20 protein-coding genes, 1 tRNA gene and 1 riboswitch are annotated in these 21,436 nt (G+C 41.4%); of the genes, 20 read left to right on the top strand and 1 reads right to left on the bottom strand.

What is annotated here, in order from left to right; all coding sequences use genetic code 11:
• Positions 1 to 4 precede the first annotated feature (4 nt).
• From FGG79_RS11170 to FGG79_RS11140, 7 genes are all read left to right on the top strand, one after another.
• Entirely contained in the window at positions 5 to 1,462 is a 1,458-nt protein-coding gene (locus tag FGG79_RS11170) for an alkaline phosphatase family protein (protein ID WP_138778866.1), read from the top strand.
• Entirely contained in the window at positions 1,455 to 2,222 is a 768-nt protein-coding gene (locus FGG79_RS11165) for a glycosyltransferase family 2 protein (protein WP_138778285.1), read from the top strand. The genes FGG79_RS11170 and FGG79_RS11165 overlap by 8 nt, the downstream gene beginning before the upstream one ends.
• A 129-nt stretch (positions 2,223 to 2,351) precedes the next feature.
• A complete protein-coding gene (locus FGG79_RS11160; RefSeq protein WP_138778283.1) occupies positions 2,352 to 3,101 on the top strand; it encodes a hypothetical protein in 750 nt (249 codons plus the stop codon).
• A 40-nt stretch (positions 3,102 to 3,141) separates the two neighbouring features.
• Positions 3,142 to 4,062 carry an FTR1 family iron permease gene (locus FGG79_RS11155; protein WP_138778281.1) on the top strand — a complete coding sequence of 307 codons (921 nt, stop codon included), beginning with the start codon at positions 3,142 to 3,144 and terminating at the stop codon, positions 4,060 to 4,062.
• Positions 4,063 to 4,213: 151 nt separating this feature from the next.
• The gene (locus FGG79_RS11150; protein WP_138778279.1) at positions 4,214 to 5,668 is read left to right on the top strand and encodes a glycosyltransferase family protein; all 1,455 of its coding nucleotides are present in this window, start codon (positions 4,214 to 4,216) and stop codon (positions 5,666 to 5,668) included.
• Positions 5,669 to 5,694: 26 nt separating this feature from the next.
• Positions 5,695 to 7,464 (top strand): excinuclease ABC subunit UvrC, encoded by a 1,770-nt coding sequence (gene uvrC / locus FGG79_RS11145; protein WP_138778277.1) that lies wholly within the window; start codon positions 5,695 to 5,697, stop codon positions 7,462 to 7,464.
• Between the two features lie 375 nt (positions 7,465 to 7,839).
• A riboswitch (Lysine riboswitch) is annotated at positions 7,840 to 8,018 on the top strand.
• Between the two features lie 192 nt (positions 8,019 to 8,210).
• Positions 8,211 to 9,449: an aspartate kinase gene (locus tag FGG79_RS11140; RefSeq protein ID WP_138778275.1), complete on the top strand. Its 1,239-nt coding sequence runs from the start codon at positions 8,211 to 8,213 to the stop codon at positions 9,447 to 9,449.
• A gap of 65 nt (positions 9,450 to 9,514) precedes the next feature.
• On the opposite strand, the gene FGG79_RS11135 is transcribed toward FGG79_RS11140, so the two are convergent.
• Positions 9,515 to 9,952, bottom strand: a complete 438-nt coding sequence (locus FGG79_RS11135) for a YslB family protein (RefSeq protein ID WP_240794257.1) — start codon at positions 9,950 to 9,952, stop codon at positions 9,515 to 9,517.
• Between the two features lie 352 nt (positions 9,953 to 10,304).
• On the opposite strand from FGG79_RS11135, the gene FGG79_RS11130 reads away from it, so the two are divergent.
• From FGG79_RS11130 to FGG79_RS11070, 13 genes are all read left to right on the top strand, one after another.
• Positions 10,305 to 10,913, top strand: a complete 609-nt coding sequence (locus FGG79_RS11130; protein WP_138778273.1) for a succinate dehydrogenase cytochrome b558 subunit — start codon at positions 10,305 to 10,307, stop codon at positions 10,911 to 10,913.
• A gap of 72 nt (positions 10,914 to 10,985) precedes the next feature.
• Positions 10,986 to 12,749 (top strand): succinate dehydrogenase flavoprotein subunit, encoded by a 1,764-nt coding sequence (gene sdhA, locus FGG79_RS11125; protein ID WP_138778271.1) that lies wholly within the window; start codon positions 10,986 to 10,988, stop codon positions 12,747 to 12,749.
• Positions 12,749 to 13,516: a succinate dehydrogenase iron-sulfur subunit gene (sdhB, locus tag FGG79_RS11120; RefSeq protein ID WP_138778269.1), complete on the top strand. Its 768-nt coding sequence runs from the start codon at positions 12,749 to 12,751 to the stop codon at positions 13,514 to 13,516. The genes sdhA and sdhB overlap by 1 nt, the downstream gene beginning before the upstream one ends.
• Before the next feature lie 121 nt (positions 13,517 to 13,637).
• Positions 13,638 to 15,239, top strand: coding sequence for a bifunctional metallophosphatase/5'-nucleotidase (locus FGG79_RS11115; RefSeq protein ID WP_171050898.1), 1,602 nt, complete (start codon positions 13,638 to 13,640; stop codon positions 15,237 to 15,239).
• A 161-nt stretch (positions 15,240 to 15,400) separates the two neighbouring features.
• On the top strand, positions 15,401 to 15,871 hold the full coding sequence (locus FGG79_RS11110) for an acyl-CoA thioesterase (protein WP_138778265.1): 471 nt from the start codon (positions 15,401 to 15,403) through the stop codon (positions 15,869 to 15,871).
• A 145-nt stretch (positions 15,872 to 16,016) separates the two neighbouring features.
• Positions 16,017 to 16,241, top strand: coding sequence for a helix-turn-helix domain-containing protein (locus FGG79_RS11105; RefSeq protein ID WP_032087424.1), 225 nt, complete (start codon positions 16,017 to 16,019; stop codon positions 16,239 to 16,241).
• A gap of 259 nt (positions 16,242 to 16,500) precedes the next feature.
• Positions 16,501 to 16,959 (top strand): MarR family winged helix-turn-helix transcriptional regulator, encoded by a 459-nt coding sequence (locus FGG79_RS11100; protein ID WP_138778263.1) that lies wholly within the window; start codon positions 16,501 to 16,503, stop codon positions 16,957 to 16,959.
• A 9-nt stretch (positions 16,960 to 16,968) separates the two neighbouring features.
• The gene (gene racE / locus FGG79_RS11095) at positions 16,969 to 17,769 is read left to right on the top strand and encodes a glutamate racemase (RefSeq protein WP_138778261.1); all 801 of its coding nucleotides are present in this window, start codon (positions 16,969 to 16,971) and stop codon (positions 17,767 to 17,769) included.
• A gap of 137 nt (positions 17,770 to 17,906) precedes the next feature.
• Entirely contained in the window at positions 17,907 to 18,983 is a 1,077-nt protein-coding gene (locus FGG79_RS11090) for a GerMN domain-containing protein (protein WP_138778259.1), read from the top strand.
• 122 nt (positions 18,984 to 19,105) lie between these two features.
• Complete coding sequence (gene rph, locus FGG79_RS11085) at positions 19,106 to 19,843, top strand: ribonuclease PH (protein ID WP_138778257.1); 738 nt, start codon at positions 19,106 to 19,108, stop codon at positions 19,841 to 19,843.
• Between the two features lie 16 nt (positions 19,844 to 19,859).
• Complete coding sequence (locus FGG79_RS11080; RefSeq protein ID WP_138778255.1) at positions 19,860 to 20,456, top strand: XTP/dITP diphosphatase; 597 nt, start codon at positions 19,860 to 19,862, stop codon at positions 20,454 to 20,456.
• Between the two features lie 12 nt (positions 20,457 to 20,468).
• The gene (locus FGG79_RS11075; protein ID WP_138778253.1) at positions 20,469 to 20,978 is read left to right on the top strand and encodes a metallophosphoesterase family protein; all 510 of its coding nucleotides are present in this window, start codon (positions 20,469 to 20,471) and stop codon (positions 20,976 to 20,978) included.
• A 334-nt stretch (positions 20,979 to 21,312) separates the two neighbouring features.
• Positions 21,313 to 21,389: transfer RNA gene (locus FGG79_RS11070), tRNA-Arg, on the top strand.
• The last annotated feature ends 47 nt before the right edge of the window (positions 21,390 to 21,436 follow it).

Below are 21,436 nucleotides of genomic sequence, written 5' to 3'. Positions count from 1 at the left end.
GAGTTTGAAAAGTGCATCAAAATTTGAAAAAGTAGCTGCCAGAGGATGGAACCTGCTGAATGAAGGAAAGCCGTTCACCCCGATATTTGTAATTGGTACGATGATGATCTTTCATTTTCAAGGATTGCTTCACGGTGAAGTCTTTCCTTTCCTAATCAGTTTACTGCTTACTATTCCATTATTTATTATCTATTTCTTTTATGACTTTCCATTGTTCTTACGTAACTATTTGTGGGTCCCCGTCATAGGATTCCTACTGCTTTTTGAGTCACCTGATTTAGCACTATGGGGACTAGCGATCGGACTCTATTTCTTTTTTACTGTCTTTTTCTGGGGAACGTTTTACTATCATCTTCGCATCGGGACGGATTGGTTGAATTTCACCCGGTTTTGGAAGCTAGTATTGAAAAACAGTGACTCCACCAGCGGGAATGCCCAAGAACAACTGCCGAAATTTTTATTACTTTTAGCAGTATGGGATGGGATCATGACGAATTTGTCTAATGGAGAAGTCCTTCCGATGACGTATTTCTATCTTTACGGAGGAGTGGTGACTCTTGCGTTCATCCTTCATTATTTTCTCTTTGACTGGAAGCCGAAGCAGTATGATTCCTTTACGAATGATGAACCGGCGCAAGAGGAATCCTTAAACGATAAAGTAGTTGTGATTGTTATTGATGGGATGAGGAAAGAGCGGTTCTATGAAGCGAATACTCCGTATCTGGATGAATTGATGGACAAGGGGACCGAATACTTAAATATGGAAACGGTCTATCCTGCAAGGACGGTTGTCTGCTTCTCTTCCATGTTCACCGGCACCTATCCGAGAGAACACGGAATGAAATCGAATATGGTGTGGAGGCTTGGGATCAAGGTAGAAAGCATCTTTGATTCCCTTCGAAAAGTAGGTAAAAAGGGAAAAATGTTAGGGATCGCACATTTGGTTGATTCCTTCGGCAAGGATGTTGAAACCGTAACGGCTGTTATGCATAAAGACAAAGCAGATCGAAATATTATTAATAAAGCGAAAAAAATCATGCAAGAACAAGACCCGGATCTATTCATTGTTCAATTGATCGGTACCGATCAAATCGGCCATAGTAGAGGCGTCTTGTACGATGAATATATTGAAAAAATTGAAGAGGCAGATGCTTTGATCCAAGAATACGTTGAGTGGTTGGAATCAGAAGGAAAGATGAAGAATACTACTATAATGATATGTGCAGATCATGGTCAGGCAGATGGAATCGGAGGGCATGGTCACCTTGATGAAGGAGAAAGATATGTTCCATTCTTTATGGTCGGCCCAGGTGTGAAACAAGGGGAGAAAGTCCAGGAGAAAAGGAGCCTTGTCTCCATGGCGCCAACCATCGCTTACCTATTGGGTGCTCCCTACCCAAGTCATAGCAGAGGACCTGTATTAAAAGAGGCATTAAAGGAGAGTTGGAAGCAACATGAATAAACAGAAAGTCATCGTATTTATGCCTGCTCATAATGAAGAAGAGTCGATTGGCGACGTCATTAAGCGAGTTCCTCGATCGATTCATCCTTGGGTGGAGGTAGAAGTGTTGGTGATCAACGATGGCTCAACGGATCATACCGTTGAAGTCGCACAACAGGCTGGTGCAGATCACATTGTAACGTTTGAAGAAAATCGGGGTCTCGGAGCTGCTGTAAGAGAGGGTTTGAATGTTTCGGTTGATTTAGGTGCCCATATAGGGGTGATGATCGATGCAGATGGTGAATATCCGCCCGAACAGATACCGGATCTTTTGTTGCCAATCTTTAATGGGGAGGCAGACTATACAATGGGATCAAGGTTCCTAGGTACGATCAATGGGATGAAGCTTCATCGTCGATTGGGGAACTATTGCTTTACGGCACTTCAATCCATGCTCCTGAGAAAATGGATCTATGATGGTCAGTCCGGAATGAGAGCTTTCTCCAGGCAGGCGATGGAACATGCAGACATTATCCATGACTATAATTATGCTCAGGTTTTGACGCTGAACCTTGTACGAAAAGGATTCAGGGTGAAAGAAATCCCGATTTTATACTATGTTCGTACAACGGGGAGATCCTTTATTAAGTTTCAATCTTATATGTCCTCAGTACTTCCGGCCATTTTTAAAGAAATGAAGAAACCCGTTGAGAAAGTGTATGTTCAAGAACATGCCCATCTAATTCCGGTTAATGAAAGAGCGAATCATTTTGCAAAATAAGTGATTGAATACTCATAATTCCATTCTTTTCGCAGAAAATAAGTACTCTCATTCCAATGATGAAGTGCTTATTTTTTATTGACAATACGAATGATAATCATTATCATTGAAAATAGGAGGGGAACACACATGAAAAAGACATTCTTCACAGTTGCACTACTATTCTTACTTTGTAATTTTGTGCTACCTTCACCAGCATCAGCCTACTCATATGGCGATCCCAGTGAAGAGAAAATAGCTGAGGCTTATAAAAATATTATAATTAAGCTCGATGAAGACCCTCCAAACTATTCAGAGTCTATAAAGATTTATAAAACAGTTCAAGAAGAAGTGGACCAACATATGGGTGAAAAGCCTTCCGAGGTCATTCTCGCCGAACTTGAAAAGAATGAAAAAGAACAAGCAATCGAACATTTAGATGAATTACTCGTCCTTAATATCGCAAGAAGGTTAGAGGGCATTGATAAAAACTTTTCTGAATATGATACTAGTAAGCGATTACTGGCAAAAGGATTTGCTACATATAAAACGCTATCTCCAAAGGTGGAAAGTGAGAACCCTGAACTGGATCAAAAAATACGTTCAGAGTTCGATCAAGCACTTGAATCCCTAGGAAACCCTGGTTTATTCGGAGTCGGGACAAAAGATTCCGATCAAGATGTGTTTAAAGAAAGTAAGAAGTCGATACTTTCTTCCCTTCAAAAGCAATTCAGCATTAAAAGCCTGGAAGTGGGGCATTTCGCTGAAAGTGAAACCGATAAATCCAGCCAAAAACAAGAATGGACAGATATTTCGAACTTAAAAAACTGGCTGCCCATCATCCTGATTGTCGGGGGACTGGCAGCGGCAATCGTCTATGCCATACGAAAACGCAAATAAACCTAACTGTTAATGTTTTACCTAGTAAGGAGGAGCTACTATGGAAATACAAGCATTGCTAATCACCTTTCGTGAAGTGCTGGAAGCTTTACTGATTATTGGGATCATTACTACCTACCTTAAGAAAATGGAATTTGGTCATTATACAAAGTTCGTCTGGCTTGGAGCTGGTTTAGCGGTATTAGCAAGTGTCGGAGTAGCTATGCTCTTCCAGGTCGTCTTTACCGGATTTGCTGCCATGGGCAGTGAAATGTATTTGAAAATAAGCATTATGTTGATTTCCTCTATCCTCCTTACTCAAATGGTTTTTTGGATGGCGAAACATAGTCGAAATTTAAAAGGCAATATGGAAGGGAAAATGAATACATTTATTACGACCGGGAACATCGTCGGGATGGTCATCCATTCCTTCCTTGTTGTGCTTCGAGAAGGAGTAGAGACCGTCTTCTTTTTTGCAGCCATCACAGGTGGCGATATTGGAGCAGCAATGCAAGGATGGGGCGCTATTACCGGCGTAGTGATCGGTGCTGTTGTGGCCTATTTATTCTTCAAAGGCACAATGAGAATTTCCTTGAAGAGCTTCTTTAAAGTAACCGGTGCATTTATTATTCTGATCTCTGCAGGCTTGCTCGTTCAGGCCATCTCCATGATGCAAGATTTAGGGATGATCGGCAGTGTGATTCCACATCTTTACGACCTTACTTGGTTATTACCTGAGCATCCGATCGATTATGCTCATTACTTAAGGGATACGGGAAGTGCACCATGGTTATCTGGTGATGTCGGCATATTCCTTAAAGCGTTATTCGGATATTCTTCTATGCCTTCCATTGAGGAAGTGATCTCGTATATCGGCTATTTCGTAGCGATCTACTTCCTGACTTCTTCAAAGCCGAAGACAGTTAAAGCTGCGGAGAAAGTGAAAACGGGAGTCTCTGACCTACGTCCACAAGCTAAATAAATGCGGAGAAGTTCCAAACCCCATTGTTCTTAAAGATTGAACACCCTTTTCGAAAGGTGTAAACTCTTTAAAGGAATGGCGTTTGGTTCTTTTTTTAAGTTTTGTTTTATACAAATGATTCTATAGTCGACAAAGTATGAGGGTGAAGCTGGTGAAAGGGAATGTTGAGAAGTACATTAGTTGGCCGAATGGGGTGGGGGCATTAGCGGTGGTTCTTGTTTTTCTCCTGCAATGGATATGGGTCCCATCCTTTGCAGCTACCTGGGACATGGTGGATTTCTCCCTAGGTGTCCTTCATTTTGATATGTACCAGATGCAGCCCCATTTTCCTGGCTACCCTTATTTCATTTTGGGAGGAAAAGCCCTTCATCTACTGGTGGGTGACCCTGCCAAAGCGTTGTCACTTTTTAATATAATGGTATATGGAAGCGCGACGATCCCCATTTTTCTATTAGTAAGAAGAATCGTTCATCCGTCTTATTCAGTCTTGGCGCTCGCTATCATTTATACAAGCAGCTTTACTATTCTGATGGTGGATCAACCGATGTCCGAAGGGGCTGCAATCGGTATGATGTGGTGGTATATATGGGGGTTACTATTCGCTCACGATAGACATCATAACGGATTTCTAATCCTCCCTCTGTTCATGTTCAGCATACTGCTTGGTATCAGGTTGTCCTATTTAGCCCTAGGCATGGGAATTCTGATGCTATTGTACTTGAAATGGAAGAGCGGACTGATCAAATTAAAAGAGACACCTCTCTATCTTCTTATTGGGATTCTGTTCCAGCTTCTCTGGGTTTCAGCTATCAGTATGTCAGAAGGGGGATATGGCAGCTTTCTTCGATTAGCTCTTTCCTTTACAAATGGACATTTTCAAGAATGGGGTGGCACAATCGGGGCATCGGATCTCAGTCTATACCAACGGGTGATCAAGCTTGTGTTTCGGAACACGATCTGGACAGGAGGGGTGAGCGAATCCATTCCTCTTTTGCTCGTGATGATTATCGTCTTATTCATGGCATGGAAGGCGCGGGTAGAGAGTAGTATAATCATCAGACTTCTCCTTGTCCTTTTAGTTAGTTATCTTCTATGGGCATTATTTGCTCAGAATGTGATGAAGCCGCGACATGCCCTGCCTTTAATCGGAATGGGATTATTCTTAATTGCTGTGAAAATATGCTCAGGGAAACAATCACTCGCCCGCTTGCTTTTACTCCTTCTCTTATTAACGTTTCAGGTTTTCCATACGGGGAAGCTATTAAATAGTCATATGTCAGAAGTTCCGGCTGTCTACCAGCTCGCTCATTATTTAGAGGAGAAAGAGCATCCACTTATCATTTATACATGGGAAGAATCCAGGGTGCTTGAGTATCTCAAAGTCCCTTATCGTCATGAAAAAGTGCAAACCTTTGAAGTCTTCTCGGTGGATGCAGACTATTATCATAATCGGGATATTTACTTAACGAATAAAGTGGTGGAAGGATTTAAGCAGCAAGGCGTACCGATTGACCGCTTCATTAAAGTAGAAAAACAATTTCATTCGAATGAGCTCATGGATCCCATCTATCATGACATTACGTTATATAAATGGAAAGACAAGTAAGATCATATTAGGAAGGAGGAAGATGAATGAACCAGAACATCTCGAATAAATTATCATTCCTTCCCGATCAGCCTGGATGTTATTTAATGAAAGACAGGCAAGGGACAATTATATATGTGGGAAAAGCAAAGGTCTTGAAAAACCGTGTGCGTTCTTATTTCACAGGATCCCATGATGCAAAAACTCAACGCCTGGTAGGGGAAATAGAAGATTTCGAATACATCATGACGTCATCCGACTTAGAAGCCCTTGTGCTCGAATTGAACTTAATCAAGAAATATGATCCTAAATACAACGTTATGTTAAAGGATGACAAAAGTTACCCATTTATTAAATTAACGAATGAACGGCACCCAAGGCTTATCACTACCCGTAAAGTTCAACGTGGGAAAGGCCGTTACTTTGGGCCATACCCAAATGTCGGAGCAGCAAATGAAACGAAGAAGCTACTTGATCGGCTGTACCCATTACGAAAATGTACGAACCTTCCTGATCGGGCATGTCTTTACTATCATATGGGGCAATGTCTCGCACCATGTATCAAAGAAGTAAGTAAGGATACCTATAGAGAGATGACAGATGAAATTTCCAGGTTTCTAAACGGAGGGTACAAAGGCATTAAGAAACAGTTAACCGAAAAAATGAACGAGGCATCAGAAAATCTGGAATTTGAAAGAGCAAAGGAATTCCGTGATCAAATCCTTCATATTGAAGCTACGATGGAAAAGCAAAAAATGACGACAACAGATTTCACCGACCGGGATGTGTTCGGCTATTCTGTTGATAAAGGCTGGATGTGTGTACAGGTATTCTTTGTCCGGCAAGGAAAGCTCATTGAAAGGGACGTGTCTTTATTCCCCCTATACAATGAACCGGAAGATGAATTCCTTACGTTCCTAGGTCAGTTCTATTCGAAATCGAATCACTTTAAGCCAAAGGAATTATTTTTGCCTGAAGAAATTGATGTGGATCTGGCTACAAAACTGTTGGATGTGAAAATTACACAGCCTAAACGTGGAAAGAAAAAAGAGCTGGTGAAACTAGCAGAGAAAAACGCGAATCAAGCACTAGGAGAGAAATTCGCCCTTATCGAAAGAGATGAAGAACGTACGATTAAAGCCATTGAACGACTCGGGGAACATATGGGCATTTACACACCGTTCCGGATTGAAGCGTTTGATAACTCGAATATTCAAGGATCGGACCCTGTTTCTGCGATGATTGTGTTCTTAGACGGTAAACCTGCGAAGAAAGAGTACCGAAAGTACAAGATCAAAACCGTGAAGGGTCCTGATGACTATGATTCCATGAGGGAAGTTGTTCGCAGGAGATACTCAAGAGTGCTAAAAGATGGTCTTCCCCTTCCCGACCTCATTATTATCGATGGAGGAAAAGGTCAGATTGAAGCAGCCAGGGAGGTCCTTGAACTGGAATTAGGACTCGATATCCCCATTGGTGGATTGGCAAAAGATGATAAGCATCAAACGTCGGAGCTGTTGTATGGGAATCCATTGCAAATCGTCCCTCTGGAAAAAAGAAGTCAGGAATTCTATCTCTTACAGCGAATTCAAGATGAGGTTCACCGATTTGCAATTACCTTTCATCGTCAGCTCAGAGGAAAGAGCGCCTTTCAATCCATTTTGGATGATATTGAAGGCATTGGACCTAAGCGAAAGAAGCAGCTACTAAAACATTTTGGATCCATGAAGAAAATGAAGGAAGCTACGGTTGAGGATTTTACTGACATAGGAATTCCGGAAGTAGTGGCAAAGGAATTGGTGGAGAAGCTGAAATAGGGATATTTGAAACGAGGAAGGATAGTTTCAGATGATTAAGCTTCTATTAATAAGGGTATTGTTTAATGGCTTCATAGTAACTAAATGAAGTTTTTCATTTTCATTCTGTTGATTGGAGCGGAAGGTGCTCGACTCCTGCGGGAATAGCGGGAAAGTTGAGACCCCACAGGGCAAAGCCCGAGGAGGCTCAACTCACGCCCCGCGGAAAGCGAGCACCTGGAGCGGAAATCAACCATCACTCGCTAATTGAAATAGCAACAATGTTTCCGGAAAACAGCAAATAAATAAACAGAAGTTAATTTTGAATTGTGCATTGAATCACAAAATTCTGTGTGATATAATTAACAAAAATTTAATACCATTATCACTTTTTAAAGTGGTGATAGAGGTGCGAACTTCAAGAGTACAGGTGAAGAGGAGTATGGGCTCCGTTGAGATGCTTGGAAAGGGGAGAGTCGCCGAAGTGGTTATAGTCTCATACTATTCCCGCTGGTTCTACATTTAAGAAATGTAGGATTGTCAAGATGATCTAATCTTGGAGAGCTATCTCACAATGCCGATGAACCTATTACGTATGTTCTGCTGTATGTTCATAAAGCAATGAGATATTATTCTCATTGCTTTTTTTTATTATCAGCGCAGGGTCAATAACTGGCCATGTCCATGAACGGTTAGGATGATTGTGATTGTACTCTTCACTATCAAAAAATGAGTCATGAATATGCGCTCAGAAAGAGGGAGAAGTTGTGAGTATTATTGTACAAAAATTCGGTGGGACTTCTGTAGGGTCTGTGGACAGAATTCAAAATGTTGCGTCAAGAATTGCTGAAGAGAAAGAAAGAGGAAATGAAGTCGTCGTGGTTGTGTCTGCCATGGGGAAAACGACGGATACACTCGTAGGCCTGGCGAGGGAGATTACATCGCAACCGAGTAAAAGAGAAATGGATATGCTGCTCTCAACCGGGGAACAGGTGACCATCTCACTCCTGACAATGGCTCTCATCCAATCAGGCCATGATGCCATTTCATTCACGGGATGGCAGGCAGGGATTGAAACCGAATCAGTTCACAGCAATGCAAGAATCACAAACATTCATACTGAGAAAATGGCGTCTCATCTTCAGGAAGGAAGGGTGGTCATTGTAGCAGGATTCCAGGGTATGACTGAATCGGGTGAGATCACTACACTCGGCCGTGGGGGCTCTGATACAACGGCGGTTGCGATTGCGGCTGCGCTGAAAGCTGAGCGATGTGATATATATACAGACGTAGACGGGGTGTATACAACCGATCCCCGTTATATTAAAGGGGCAAGAAAATTACCTTCAATTTCTTATGATGAAATGCTTGAACTAGCCAATTTAGGGGCTGGGGTCCTGCATCCAAGGGCTGTGGAATTTGCTAAGAATTATCAAATTCCGTTAGAGGTAAGATCCAGCATTGAAAGAGTTGAAGGAACATATATTGAGGAGGAAGCAAGCATGGAACAAAACCTGATTGTAAGAGGGGTAGCCTTTGAAGATGCAATCATCAGGGTAACTGTCTTTGGACTTCAAAACGCATTAACAGGATTATCTTCTGTATTCACCACATTAGCAAAAAATCATTTGAATGTAGACATCATTATTCAGAGCCAGACCGATCAGAATACCACCAATTTATCCTTCTCCATTAAAGAACAGGACCTGGAGGAAACACTATCCGTTCTGGAGCGACATAAAGAACGGTTGAATTTCACCCATGTGGAACATGAAAGAGGACTTGCGAAAGTATCCATTGTCGGATCCGGGATGATTTCAAATCCAGGTGTGGCAGCGGAAATGTTCGAAGTATTGGCTCAGAATGAGATCGTCGTGAAAATGGTCAGCACCTCAGAGATTAAAGTGTCTGCAGTTGTGGACGGAGAAAACATGCAAAAAGCTGCCGGCGTCTTACATACGGCCTTTCACTTGGATGCAGTGAAAAAGGAAGAAATCACATTGTAGGATCAATATAGAAAAGGGTTGCCCTGGCATATTCAGGGCAACCCTTTATTAGGAGTAGAGTGGGACTATTCGATCAAGTCTTTATCGTCCCATCGTACAACCACTTTTACGGAATGACTCCGTTTATGTAATTCATCAGCAGCTTCTGCCACGCATTTTCTTTGAAGCTGAATTTGTTCTGCAATAAACCCTGTTTCGAGTTTGAAGTTAACATCTGTTTTCAGGGACAGGCGTCGTTCGATCACAGGTCCGTTTAATTCAAAGGTCATCTCGTTTTTCTTTTGTTCCAGGAGTGTAAGGATTCCCCAACCTGCTTCATTGAAAAAGGAAGACAATTCCTCTGTTGAATGAAGGGGGAACTTACGGGAAAGCTGTTTTCCGCCCCAGTATAAAATATCAGGTGTGTGCTTGCCTAAGATGTCTGGAATCAATATGTCTCGTAACATTTCATATCCGAAGATTGGAACGGACGGTTGCTGCACTTCTTCTTTTTTCTGTTCCAAGTAAATCCCCTCTTTCTATAAAACTATTATATACATGAAAAGGGGAATTATCATCCCATACCTTGAAAAAATGACCTTGGGATATTTTGGTGGTATAATGATTATTGCTTATTTATTAGAATTTTCGAACAACTAAACGGGCAAAACCTCGTCTTTTCTGTTATCAAAATATCAAAAAACATTTTTGCGATATTGTCGAATTATTGTATACGTTTTCTTGACGCTTCCACTCCTTGGGAGTAAAATGAACTTGTCACATTAGTGTAACAACATAAAATATGTATCGTCGTCTAATCATTCATCAATTACATTAGAAAACGAATTCATATTTTATCATTAAGGGGGGTAAATCATGGCTGGAAATCGAGAATTTAATTATCGCAGGCTTCATTCATTGCTAGGTGTTATTCCAGTTGGATTATTTTTAACACAACATTTAGTCGTGAACCATTTTGCCACTGGTGGGGAAGAATCATTTAACCAAGCGGCACACTTTATGGAAAGTCTTCCTTTCCGTTATTTCCTTGAAATTTTTATTATCTTCCTTCCATTGTATTTCCATGCAATTTACGGAATTTACATTGCATTCACGTCTAAGAATAATGCAAGTAAGTTTGGTTATTTCCGTAATTGGATGTTTTTACTTCAACGTGTTTCTGGAGTGATTACATTTATTTTCGTAACATGGCATATCTGGGAAACCAGGGTCGCAGCGGCCTTTGGAGCTGAAGTGAACTTTCAGATGATGGAAAACATTCTATCTAATCCATTGATGTTAGGTTTTTATGTACTTGGTGTTCTTTCAACGATTTTCCATTTTGCAAATGGTCTATGGTCATTCTGCGTTAGCTGGGGAATTACGGTTACACCTCGTTCTCAATTAATTGCTACATATGTTACGATCGGAATTTTTGTAGCATTATCCGTTGTTGGTATGCGTGCAATCTTCGCCTTCGTATAAGCAGAAACGATATACGAGTCTTATAGAATAAGTAAATGCTCTGAAGTATGGTAGGAAAAGGAGTGAGTCACGATGAGTAAAGGCAAAATCATCGTTGTCGGTGGCGGTTTAGCCGGCCTGATGGCCACAATTAAAGCAGCAGAAAAAGGAACGCAAGTAGATTTATTCTCACTGGTACCCGTTAAGCGTTCTCACTCTGTATGTGCACAAGGTGGTATTAACGGAGCCGTTAATACAAAAGGAGAAGGGGATTCTCCTTGGGAACATTTTGATGATACTGTGTATGGTGGGGATTTCTTAGCAAATCAACCACCTGTTAAAGCAATGACGGAAGCGGCACCAGGGATCATTCATTTACTTGATCGTATGGGAGTCATGTTTAATCGTACACCTGAAGGATTACTTGATTTCCGTCGTTTCGGTGGAACGCAGCATCATAGAACGGCTTTCGCAGGTGCTACGACTGGTCAACAATTATTATATGCTTTGGACGAGCAGGTACGTCGTCATGAAGTAGCAGGATTAGTAAGCAAGTTCGAAGGTTGGGAATTCCTTGGTGTTGTCGTGGATGACGAAGGAGTGGCACGAGGAATTGTTGCTCAAAACCTTCAGACAATGGAAATTAAATCATTCGCAGCCGATGCCGTAATCATGGCATCAGGTGGACCGGGGATTATCTTCGGGAAGTCTACAAACTCTGTCATCAATACTGGTTCAGCTGCATCGATCGTGTATCAACAAGGTGCTTACTATTCTAATGGTGAGTTCATTCAAATACACCCGACGGCCATTCCAGGGGATGATAAGCTTCGTCTTATGAGTGAATCGGCACGGGGTGAAGGTGGACGTGTCTGGACGTATAAAGATGGTAAGCCTTGGTACTTCCTTGAAGAGAAGTATCCTGCTTATGGAAACCTGGTACCACGTGATATCGCTACACGTGAAATCTTTGATGTGTGTGTGAATCAAAAGCTGGGTATCAATGGTGAGAACATGGTTTACCTTGACCTTTCACATAAGGATTCAAAAGAGCTTGATATCAAGCTTGGCGGAATCATTGAAATTTATGAGAAGTTCATGGGTGACGATCCACGTAAAGTACCAATGAAAATCTTCCCTGCTGTTCACTACTCTATGGGTGGATTATGGGTTGACTATGACCAGATGACGAATATCCCTGGTTTATTCGCAGCTGGTGAGTGTGATTATTCTCAGCATGGTGGAAACCGATTAGGAGCGAACTCATTACTGTCTGCTATCTACGGCGGTATGGTTGCGGGTCCTAATGCGATTAAATATATTGAAGGTTTAGAAACAACGTCTGAGTCGGTTCCATCTTCTCTATTCGATCGTTATGTGAAACAAGAAGAGGAAAAATGGAATAACATCATGTCTATGAACGGTACTGAGAATGCTTATGTCATCCATAAAGAGCTTGGAGAGTGGATGACGGATAACGTAACGGTGGTACGTCATAATGATAAGCTTCAACAGACCGATGAGAAAATCCAGGAACTAATGGAGCGTTACAAAAATATCAATATTAATGATACGGCTAAATGGAGCAACCAAGGAGCTACTTTCACTCGTCAATTGTGGAACATGCTTCAACTGGCACGTGTAATTACAATCGGCGCATTAAATCGTAACGAGAGTCGTGGAGCCCATTATAAGCCTGACTTCCCTGATCGTAATGATGAAGAATTCTTGAAAACAACGATGGCGAAATACAATGCTGTGACCAATTCTCCTGAATTCCATTACGAGGAAGTAGACACTTCACTTATTGCACCACGTAAGCGTGACTATTCTAAGAGTAAAGGGGGAAATAAATGATGAGTGAAAACAAAAGAGTCCGTTTTATCATTACTCGTCAAGACAGCCCGGAAACAGCCCCTTTTCAAGAAGAGTTCGAGCTTGACTATCGTCCGAATATGAACGTCATTTCTGCATTAATGGAAATTCGTCGTAATCCGGTCAATGCAAAAGGGGAACATACTACTCCAATCAACTGGGATATGAACTGTTTGGAAGAAGTGTGTGGAGCTTGTTCAATGGTGATCAACGGAAAGCCAAGACAGTCTTGTACTGCGTTAGTTGATCAATTGGAACAGCCAATCCGTCTTGAGCCAATGCGTACTTTCCCGGTTGTCCGTGACTTGCAGGTAGACCGCAGTCGCATGTTCGACAGCTTGAAGAAAGTAAAGGCGTGGATTCCAATTGATGGAACCTACGATCTTGGTCCTGGACCGCGTATGCCAGAGAAGAAACGTCAATGGGCGTATGAATTATCGAAATGTATGACATGTGGCGTATGTTTAGAAGCATGTCCAAACGTAAACAGTAAATCAGACTTTATCGGACCAGCTCCATTATCTCAAGTTCGCTTATTCAATGCGCATCCAACAGGTGCCATGAACCAGGATGAGCGCCTTGAATCGATTATGGGCGACGGTGGGCTTGCAAACTGTGGTAACTCTCAAAACTGTGTTCAATCTTGTCCGAAGGGGATTCCTTTGACGACATCGATTGCAGCCCTAAACAGAGAAACCTCTTTCCAAATGTTTAAAAACTTCTTCGGAAGCGACCATATGGTTGATTAATCACTACTAATGAAAAGCACTTTCCTTCGGGGGAGTGCTTTTTTGTTTTTCTCATAAATCATAGGCTTTTGATGCATAGTAGACACATAAGACACTATTGAAGAAAACAGGAGGGATGAATGTGAAGCGGTTTGGATATTTAGTCGTACTTGTATTATTGATTATCTCACTCTCTTTGAATTTGGATGAAAAGACGATGGCAAGCGAAAAGGGCGGTTTATTCGGCTTAACGATATTACATACGAATGATACCCATGCACATTTAGAAAACATCCCATATCTCCACACAGCCATCAAAGAAGAAAGGAAAAAGGATAAAGAAGCCCTTCTTCTGGATGCAGGCGATGTGTTTTCTGGTACGTTGTTTTTTAATCAATACCTCGGTCAGGCTGATGCTGAATTAATGAATAAGATCGGCTATAATGCTATGACGCTTGGGAATCATGAATTCGATAAAGGGAGCGGTGTATTGGCTGAATTTATCAAAACGTTGTCCTTTCCGGTTGTGAGTAGCAATGTGGATGTCGGTTCAGACGGTTATCTTGCTCCCCTATTGAGAAAAAAGATTTCTGATAACGCAGAAGGAGGGAAGATTTATCCCGCTATCATTCAAACCGTAAGAGGGGTAAAGGTAGGGATCATCGGGGTGACAACGGAAGATACAGCTACTATTTCTGATCCTGGTAAAGAAATAGAGTTTCAAAACGGGAGACGAAGAGTGATGGAGGAAGTGTCGAAGCTTCAGGCAATGGGTGTAAAGCATATTATTTTGTTGTCACATTTAGGATTACTCCAGGATAAAAGAATGGCCCAAACAGTAAAAGGACTCGATATCATCATCGGTGGTCATTCTCACACGAAGCTGACCACTCCCCTTGTCTACAATGTGAAAACAGAGCCAACACTGATTGTTCAAGCCTATGAGTATGGGAAAGCTCTTGGGAAAGTCCATGCCACTTTTTCAAAAGAGGGTGTTCTAACGGACTGGAATGGAGAGGTGATTGAGGTATTAGCACAAGATGAACATGGGAAAGAATTGTTCCCTCCAGATCCATGGGCTGAAAATCGATTAGCACAATTATTGAAACCGATTGAACAATTAAAGATCACGCCCATAGGCTCAACAACAGTTCCATTAAACGGAATTCGTCATGACGTGCGAACAAAAGAGACCAATTTAGGAAACCTCATAACAGATAGCATGCTGGAAAAAGCGAATCAATTCGCCCCGACCCAAATCGCATTCCAAAATGGGGGAGGAATTAGAAATTCCATCGATCAAGGAACAATTACTATAGGAGAAGTCTTGGAAGTACTGCCGTTTGGGAATGCCCTTGTTACACTGGAACTGACAGGAGAGGAAATCCTGCAGGCATTAGAACATAGTGTCGCAAAGGTAGGGGAAGAAGCGGGACAATTTCTTCAAGTATCTGGCCTTTCATTTCATTTTGAGCCGGCCAAACCTGTAGGCGAACGAATCATTGACGCGCATGTGCAAGGAGTAAGTCTTGACCGTACTAAAATGTATCGGGTGGCCACCAATGCCTTTCTGGCAAATGGGGGAGATGGGTTTACTATGTTTCTAAATGCCAAAGAAAACGGTAGAATATCCGAACTATATCTCAGTCTGTACGAGGTAATGAGCGAATACCTCGAAAAACATTCCCCAATTTCTCCAGAAGTCGAGGGGAGAATTAAGGAAGAAGGCAAGGAATCCCCATAAATTAGTGTATAGTGGCCTTTACTGTTTTTTTTTAATAGCTACCAATGCGTTAGAAAAGACTTTCATTTACAGGTTTCTTATTTTTCAGAAAAAGGGTATAATAAAAAATGAACCATCATTCATTTTTATTTCTGTATTCATTTACAAAAGGAGGAGCCAATTTGAAACATTTTACATACATTGAAGATATAGAAACATGGCAAAAAGAATTCTCATTTTCTATCCATATAAAGGTTCGGTTTTCTGAGACGGATATGTTTGGACATATGAATAATACGATTCCATTCACTTATTTCGAAGAAGCCAGAATCGAATTTTTAAAATACATTGGATTTATGCAGAACTGGATTAAGCCAAATCACGACACGATTCCGGTCGTTGCAGATCTACAATGTGATTTTGTGAAACAAGTATTCTTTGACGAAATGTTGAGGGTATATGTGAAGGCGAATCGTGTTGGTCATTCTTCGGTGGATTTACACTATATGGGTCTGAATGAAAAAGATGAGATTTGCTTTACAGGTAGAGGGACCATGGTGCAAATTTCTAAGCAAACTGGAAAAGGCGTTCCTTGGACGGAAGAAATGAAGAAGAAGCTCGACTGCAAAAGGGTGGTCACGAGCCCAGTGTAGTTTGTGAAAGTAAGCGCTGCCTATTTTTCATTTAACTTCCTTCTCTATGTCACTCTAAACCCTACCTTCACATATGATATCCTGACGACCAATAATACCCATCCCCGCGGTTTAAAGCTGGCGAAGGCAAGGAGGGTTACCATAATTGAAGGACAATGATTTTACACACAAACCGTTGCTCACCAAAAGAGAAAAAGAAGTATTCGAACTGTTAGTACAAGACAAAACCACTAAAGAAATTGCTAGTGATCTATTTATTAGCGAGAAAACAGTTCGAAATCATATTTCCAACGCCATGCAAAAGCTTGGAGTGAAGGGGCGATCTCAAGCTGTTGTAGAGCTTCTTCGCATGGGGGAACTCAAGCTTTAAATGTAAGGGACTGATTCTAAAAGACAAACAATAATAGGATTCTCCGAGAATACCTTTTACTGTTTGAAAGAGAGTCAGTCTCTTTTAGTTCTGTGCCATTTGTGAACTTGTCTTGAATTTTTACCCGAAAAAGGCGAAAATGCTAGTAAGGGGCCCTATGTCCCATCATTTAATCGAAACTAAAAACAGGAATGTCGATCACTTCCCTTTTTTCATAAGGCGTACATACCTAGTTTCTGATATAAAAAGGAGAGTCATGATGACGAATACGAATAATCAATCAAACGGGGATCCACAACTCGTTGCAGATATTGAAAAAGATCTACGTTACATATCATCGATCATTAAACAAAAGGGGAGGGAAATATTAAGTCAATATACGATTACTCCCCCTCAGTTCATCGCCTTGCAATGGCTATTTGAGTATGGGGATATGACAATTGGAGACCTTTCAAATAAAATGTATCTTGCCTGCAGTACGACAACGGATCTGGTTGATAGAATGGAAAAAAATCAGTTGGTAGAACGGGTCAAGGATGAAAATGACCGCCGTGTCGTACGTATTCATATGTTAAAAGAGGGCGAAAGAATTATTGAAGAAGTAATTAAAAAAAGGCAGAATTATTTACAGAGCGTCTTAACGGATTTCTCAGATCAGGAAGTGCTATTATTAAAAGATAATTTAGCAAAACTTCATCAAGAAATAAAACCAGAATGAGGGAATAATGTGATTCAACCAATTGGCATCATTGATTCAGGTGTAGGCGGGTTGACCGTCGCAAAAGAAGTGATGAGGCAGTTACCGAAAGAGACCATCTATTATCTCGGGGACACAGCCCGCTGCCCCTATGGACCTAGATCAGCTCAGGATGTAAAAGCGTACACATGGGAAATGACTCAATATCTTATGCAATACGATATGAAAATGCTGATTATAGCCTGTAATACAGCTACAGCGGTTGCCCTGGACGAAATACAGACCCATTTGGATATCCCGGTGATAGGGGTCATCCATCCTGGAGCGAGAGCGGCAATCAAGCATACCTATAATAAGAGAATCGGTGTTCTCGGTACCGTGGGAACGATAAATAGCGGAGCCTATGTAGAGGCTCTTCATTCCCTGCACGGCAGCTTGAATGTCACATCGCTCTCTTGTCCGAAGTTTGTTCCATTAGTTGAAAGTGGAGAGTATGACAGCCAAATGGCGGAGGACATCGTAGAAGAAACCCTTCATTCGATAAAGGGTTCAGGGATCGATACGTTGATTCTGGGATGCACCCACTACCCACTCCTGCAGCCTAAGATTCAAGCCTATATGGGGCAGGAAGTCAGTGTAATAAGCTCAGGAGATGAAACAGCCAGGGAAGTAAGTACGATTCTTGATTATTACAATCTTTTATATAGAGGCGTGCTTGAACCTGAACATCGCTTTTTCAATACAGGATCCCAGACGATCTTTTCGAGCATTGCCTCGGATTGGCTGGATGTTGGAGAAGTAAAGGCAGAAACCATTCAATTACAAGAGTAGAGTCTTGTGATTGAATGGTTTTTTGTTTTGAAAAAGGTTTTTATATCGTTTGTACCCTATTTCAAAAAGTTTCGGTCTATTTTTTGGATTGGGCTCGTATATATGTTAGTACAAACTGTCTTTTAGGAGGTTTCCCAATGACAAATAAAGCAAAGGTGTCAATTGCTGTAACAGTTTTAGCATCTTCTGTATATCTTTCAGGTTGTGGATTACTTAGTTTCGGTGATGGTAAAGAAAAGATTGATCCTCCTCAAGATCTTTCCTACTTAAAAGAAGGGGAGAAGGTAGATACAGCTAAAGGAGGAGAATCAGAGAAAAAAGTGAGCAAGGAAGAAGCAAATGCAGAAACTGTGATGACAGAACTTTATCTAATCGATAAAAAAGGTTATGTCGTCTCCCAATCTTTACCGCTTCCAGGTCAGGAAAGCGTGGCAAAACAAGCCCTGGAATACCTTGTAGTGAACGGTCCGGTACAAAATGTGTTACCGAATGGGTTTAGAGCTGTACTTCCGGCAGATACACAAGTGACAGTTGATATTAAAGACGGCAAGGCAATTGCAGATTTTTCTCCAGAGTTTAACAATTACCAGCCTGAAGATGAGCAGAAAATTCTACAATCGGTAACTTGGACGTTGACTCAGTTCGATTCGGTTGAAAAGGTAGAACTTCGAGTGAATGGATATCCGCTAACTGAAATGCCTGTCAACGGTACACCAATCGATGACAAAGGGTTAACGAGAAAAGTCGGAATCAATGTCGATACTTCGGGTGTGGTAGATCCTACGAGTACTAAACCGCTAACAGTTTATTATGTATCACAAACCGATGATAAGACGTACTATGTTCCGGTGACCAAGCGCGTAAGCTCAAAATCAGTAGATGAAATAACGGCAGTGGTGAATGAATTAATTGATGGACCTGGATATTCCTCTTCACTTGCAAGCGATTTTACCGGTGCGAAGCTATTGGATGATCCCAAGCTTGAAGACGGAACAGTGACTTTAAACTTTAACGAAGCTGTCTACGGAAGCATTGAAGAAAAAATCGTGTCTGAACATATGCTCAATTCCCTCGTGCTTTCTTTAACGGAGCAAAAAGGGATCAAAGGGGTGTCGGTACTAGTGAATGGAGAGGCTACCACAGTATCGAAAGACGGAAAAACGATAACTGAACCAGTGACAAGACCAGAAAATGTGAATGCAATTAGTTTTTAAATAACGATTTTTTGATATACTATAATAGAATCACCTAAAAAAGAGGTTGGCAGATTGCCGCCTCTTCTATTTTTGATTGGACCCATTTTTACATAACGAATGAAAATACAGGAGGGAATAGTATGAGAACAGATGGTAGAGAAAAGAATCAGTTGCGAAATGTCGATATCCAGACAGACTATGTAAAGCACCCGGAAGGTTCCGTGTTAATAACGGTGGGGGAAACGAAGGTTATTTGTAATGCAAGCATCGAGGAGCGAGTGCCACCGTTCATGAGAAACAGTGGAAAAGGTTGGATTACAGCAGAATATTCCATGCTGCCAAGAGCAACGGAAACGAGAAATATCCGAGAATCTTCCAAAGGGAAAATTTCCGGAAGAACAATGGAAATTCAACGTCTGATTGGCCGTGCCTTAAGAGCGGTAGTTGATCTGGATGCTTTGGGAGAACGTACAATCTGGATTGATTGTGACGTGATTCAAGCTGACGGCGGGACTAGAACAGCTTCGATTACAGGAGCTTTCGTTGCGATGGCAGTGGCCCTTGCCAAGCTTCAGGATAATAAGAAAATTTCATCTTTTCCTTTGAAAAGCTTTTTAGCTGCAACAAGTGTCGGGATTGTTGAAGAGAATGGAGCGGTACTGGATCTGAATTACATTGAAGATAGCAGTGCATTAGTTGATATGAATATTATCATGACCGGTGAAGGTGAATTTGTAGAGCTACAAGGTACTGGTGAAGAAGCAACATTCACAATGGACGAGCTGCACCAAATGTTAAAGCTAGGTCAAGAAGGAATCCACGAGCTATTCCAAATTCAACAACAGGCATTAGGTGAAATAGTAAAAAGATTTCAATAAAGGGATGAGTTGACCGATGACAAAACGAGTAATCATAGCAACGAAAAACAGTGGAAAAGCAAAAGAGTTTCAACAGATGTTTGCACCGTACGGATATGAGGTACAAACATTACTAGATCTTCTTCACATAGAGGATGTCGAAGAAACTGGCGAAACGTTTGAGGAAAATGCCATATTGAAGGCCGAAACCGTTGCGAAAGAATTAGGTGAACTGGTGATTGCCGATGATTCAGGGTTGGCAATAGATGCTCTCGAAGGTCGACCAGGAGTGTATTCTGCACGCTATGCAGGTTTAGAAAAAAGTGACGAGGCGAATATGGAGAAGGTTTTGAGTGAACTCCAATCTGTTGAAGAATCTGAGCGAACTGCCCGTTTTCACTGTGTATTAGCCATTGCTGGCCCTGATATGGAAACGAAAACGGTGACAGGAACATGCGAAGGAATGATTTTGAAAGAAAAGAGAGGATCGAACGGATTTGGTTATGATCCCATTTTCTTTGTTCCTACACTCCAAAAATCGATGGCCGAATTAACTCCAGACGAAAAAAGTCAAATCAGTCATCGTGGCCATGCGTTAAAGAAACTTAGGAATATAATCTCAGACTTTATTTAAAGGGTGAGCATAATGAAACTTTTAGTTGTAAGTGATAGTCACGGATCCAAAGAAGAACTGATGGAACTCAATAAGAAGTATCAATCTAGCGTAGATGCCATGATTCACTGTGGAGATTCAGAATTGAGTGCGGATGACCCTGCAATGTCACCATATTTGAATGTTCGCGGGAATTGTGACATGGATGCACGATTGCCGGACGATCTCGTAGAAAAAGTAGAAGGACATTCGATTATGGTGACTCATGGTCATCACTATGGAATTAAAATGTCATTGATGAAGCTGCGTTACAGAGCAGAAGAAGTTGGTGCTGAATTTGTTTTCTTTGGTCACTCCCACAGTTCGGGCGCAGAAATGACCAATGGGACATTGTTTCTCAATCCAGGGAGCATTCTACTACCCCGTGGAAGAAGTGAGCGCACATATGCATTGGTAGATGTTGTTGATCAAAAAATAACGGTAGAGTTCCTGACGCATGAACATGAAGTACTTGATGAATTGACTCAAACATTTGATCTGTAGAACCTGCTTTGGGAGGTTCTGAGAGTATGGAAAATGTGGATTTCGCCGATATATCCAGAGTTTCGCCGTTAAATTTGAAATATCGCCGTTATATCCAAGATATCGCCGTTAAATTTAAAATTTCGCCGTTATAATCATTTCAGCCTTGCAGCCAAGCTTTTAGAGGAACCTAGTGTCTTTCTAAAAGCTTAGGACCTGCTGCGGCAGGTTCTTTTCCTTTCAAATAAAAGGTGCGAAAATGTTAATGAAAATAAATTTAAACTTTTTTTCAAAACCTGTTGACTTATTGATGCTATGTGAATATAATAAATATTGTCCTTGAAAAACAAATCACGTCCCAGTAGCTCAGCAGGATAGAGCAACGGCCTTCTAAGCCGTCGGTCGGGAGTTCGAATCTCTCCTGGGACGCCATAAACCTACATATTCAAAGCTTGCCTTCATACAGGTAAGCTTTTTTT

It is taken from the genome of Bacillus sp. BHET2 (assembly GCF_005938125.1).
Lineage (GTDB): Bacteria > Bacillota > Bacilli > Bacillales > Bacillaceae_B > Rossellomorea.
The sequence above is the reverse complement of the archived record's forward strand: the minus strand, read 5'-3'. Positions and strand labels throughout refer to the sequence as shown.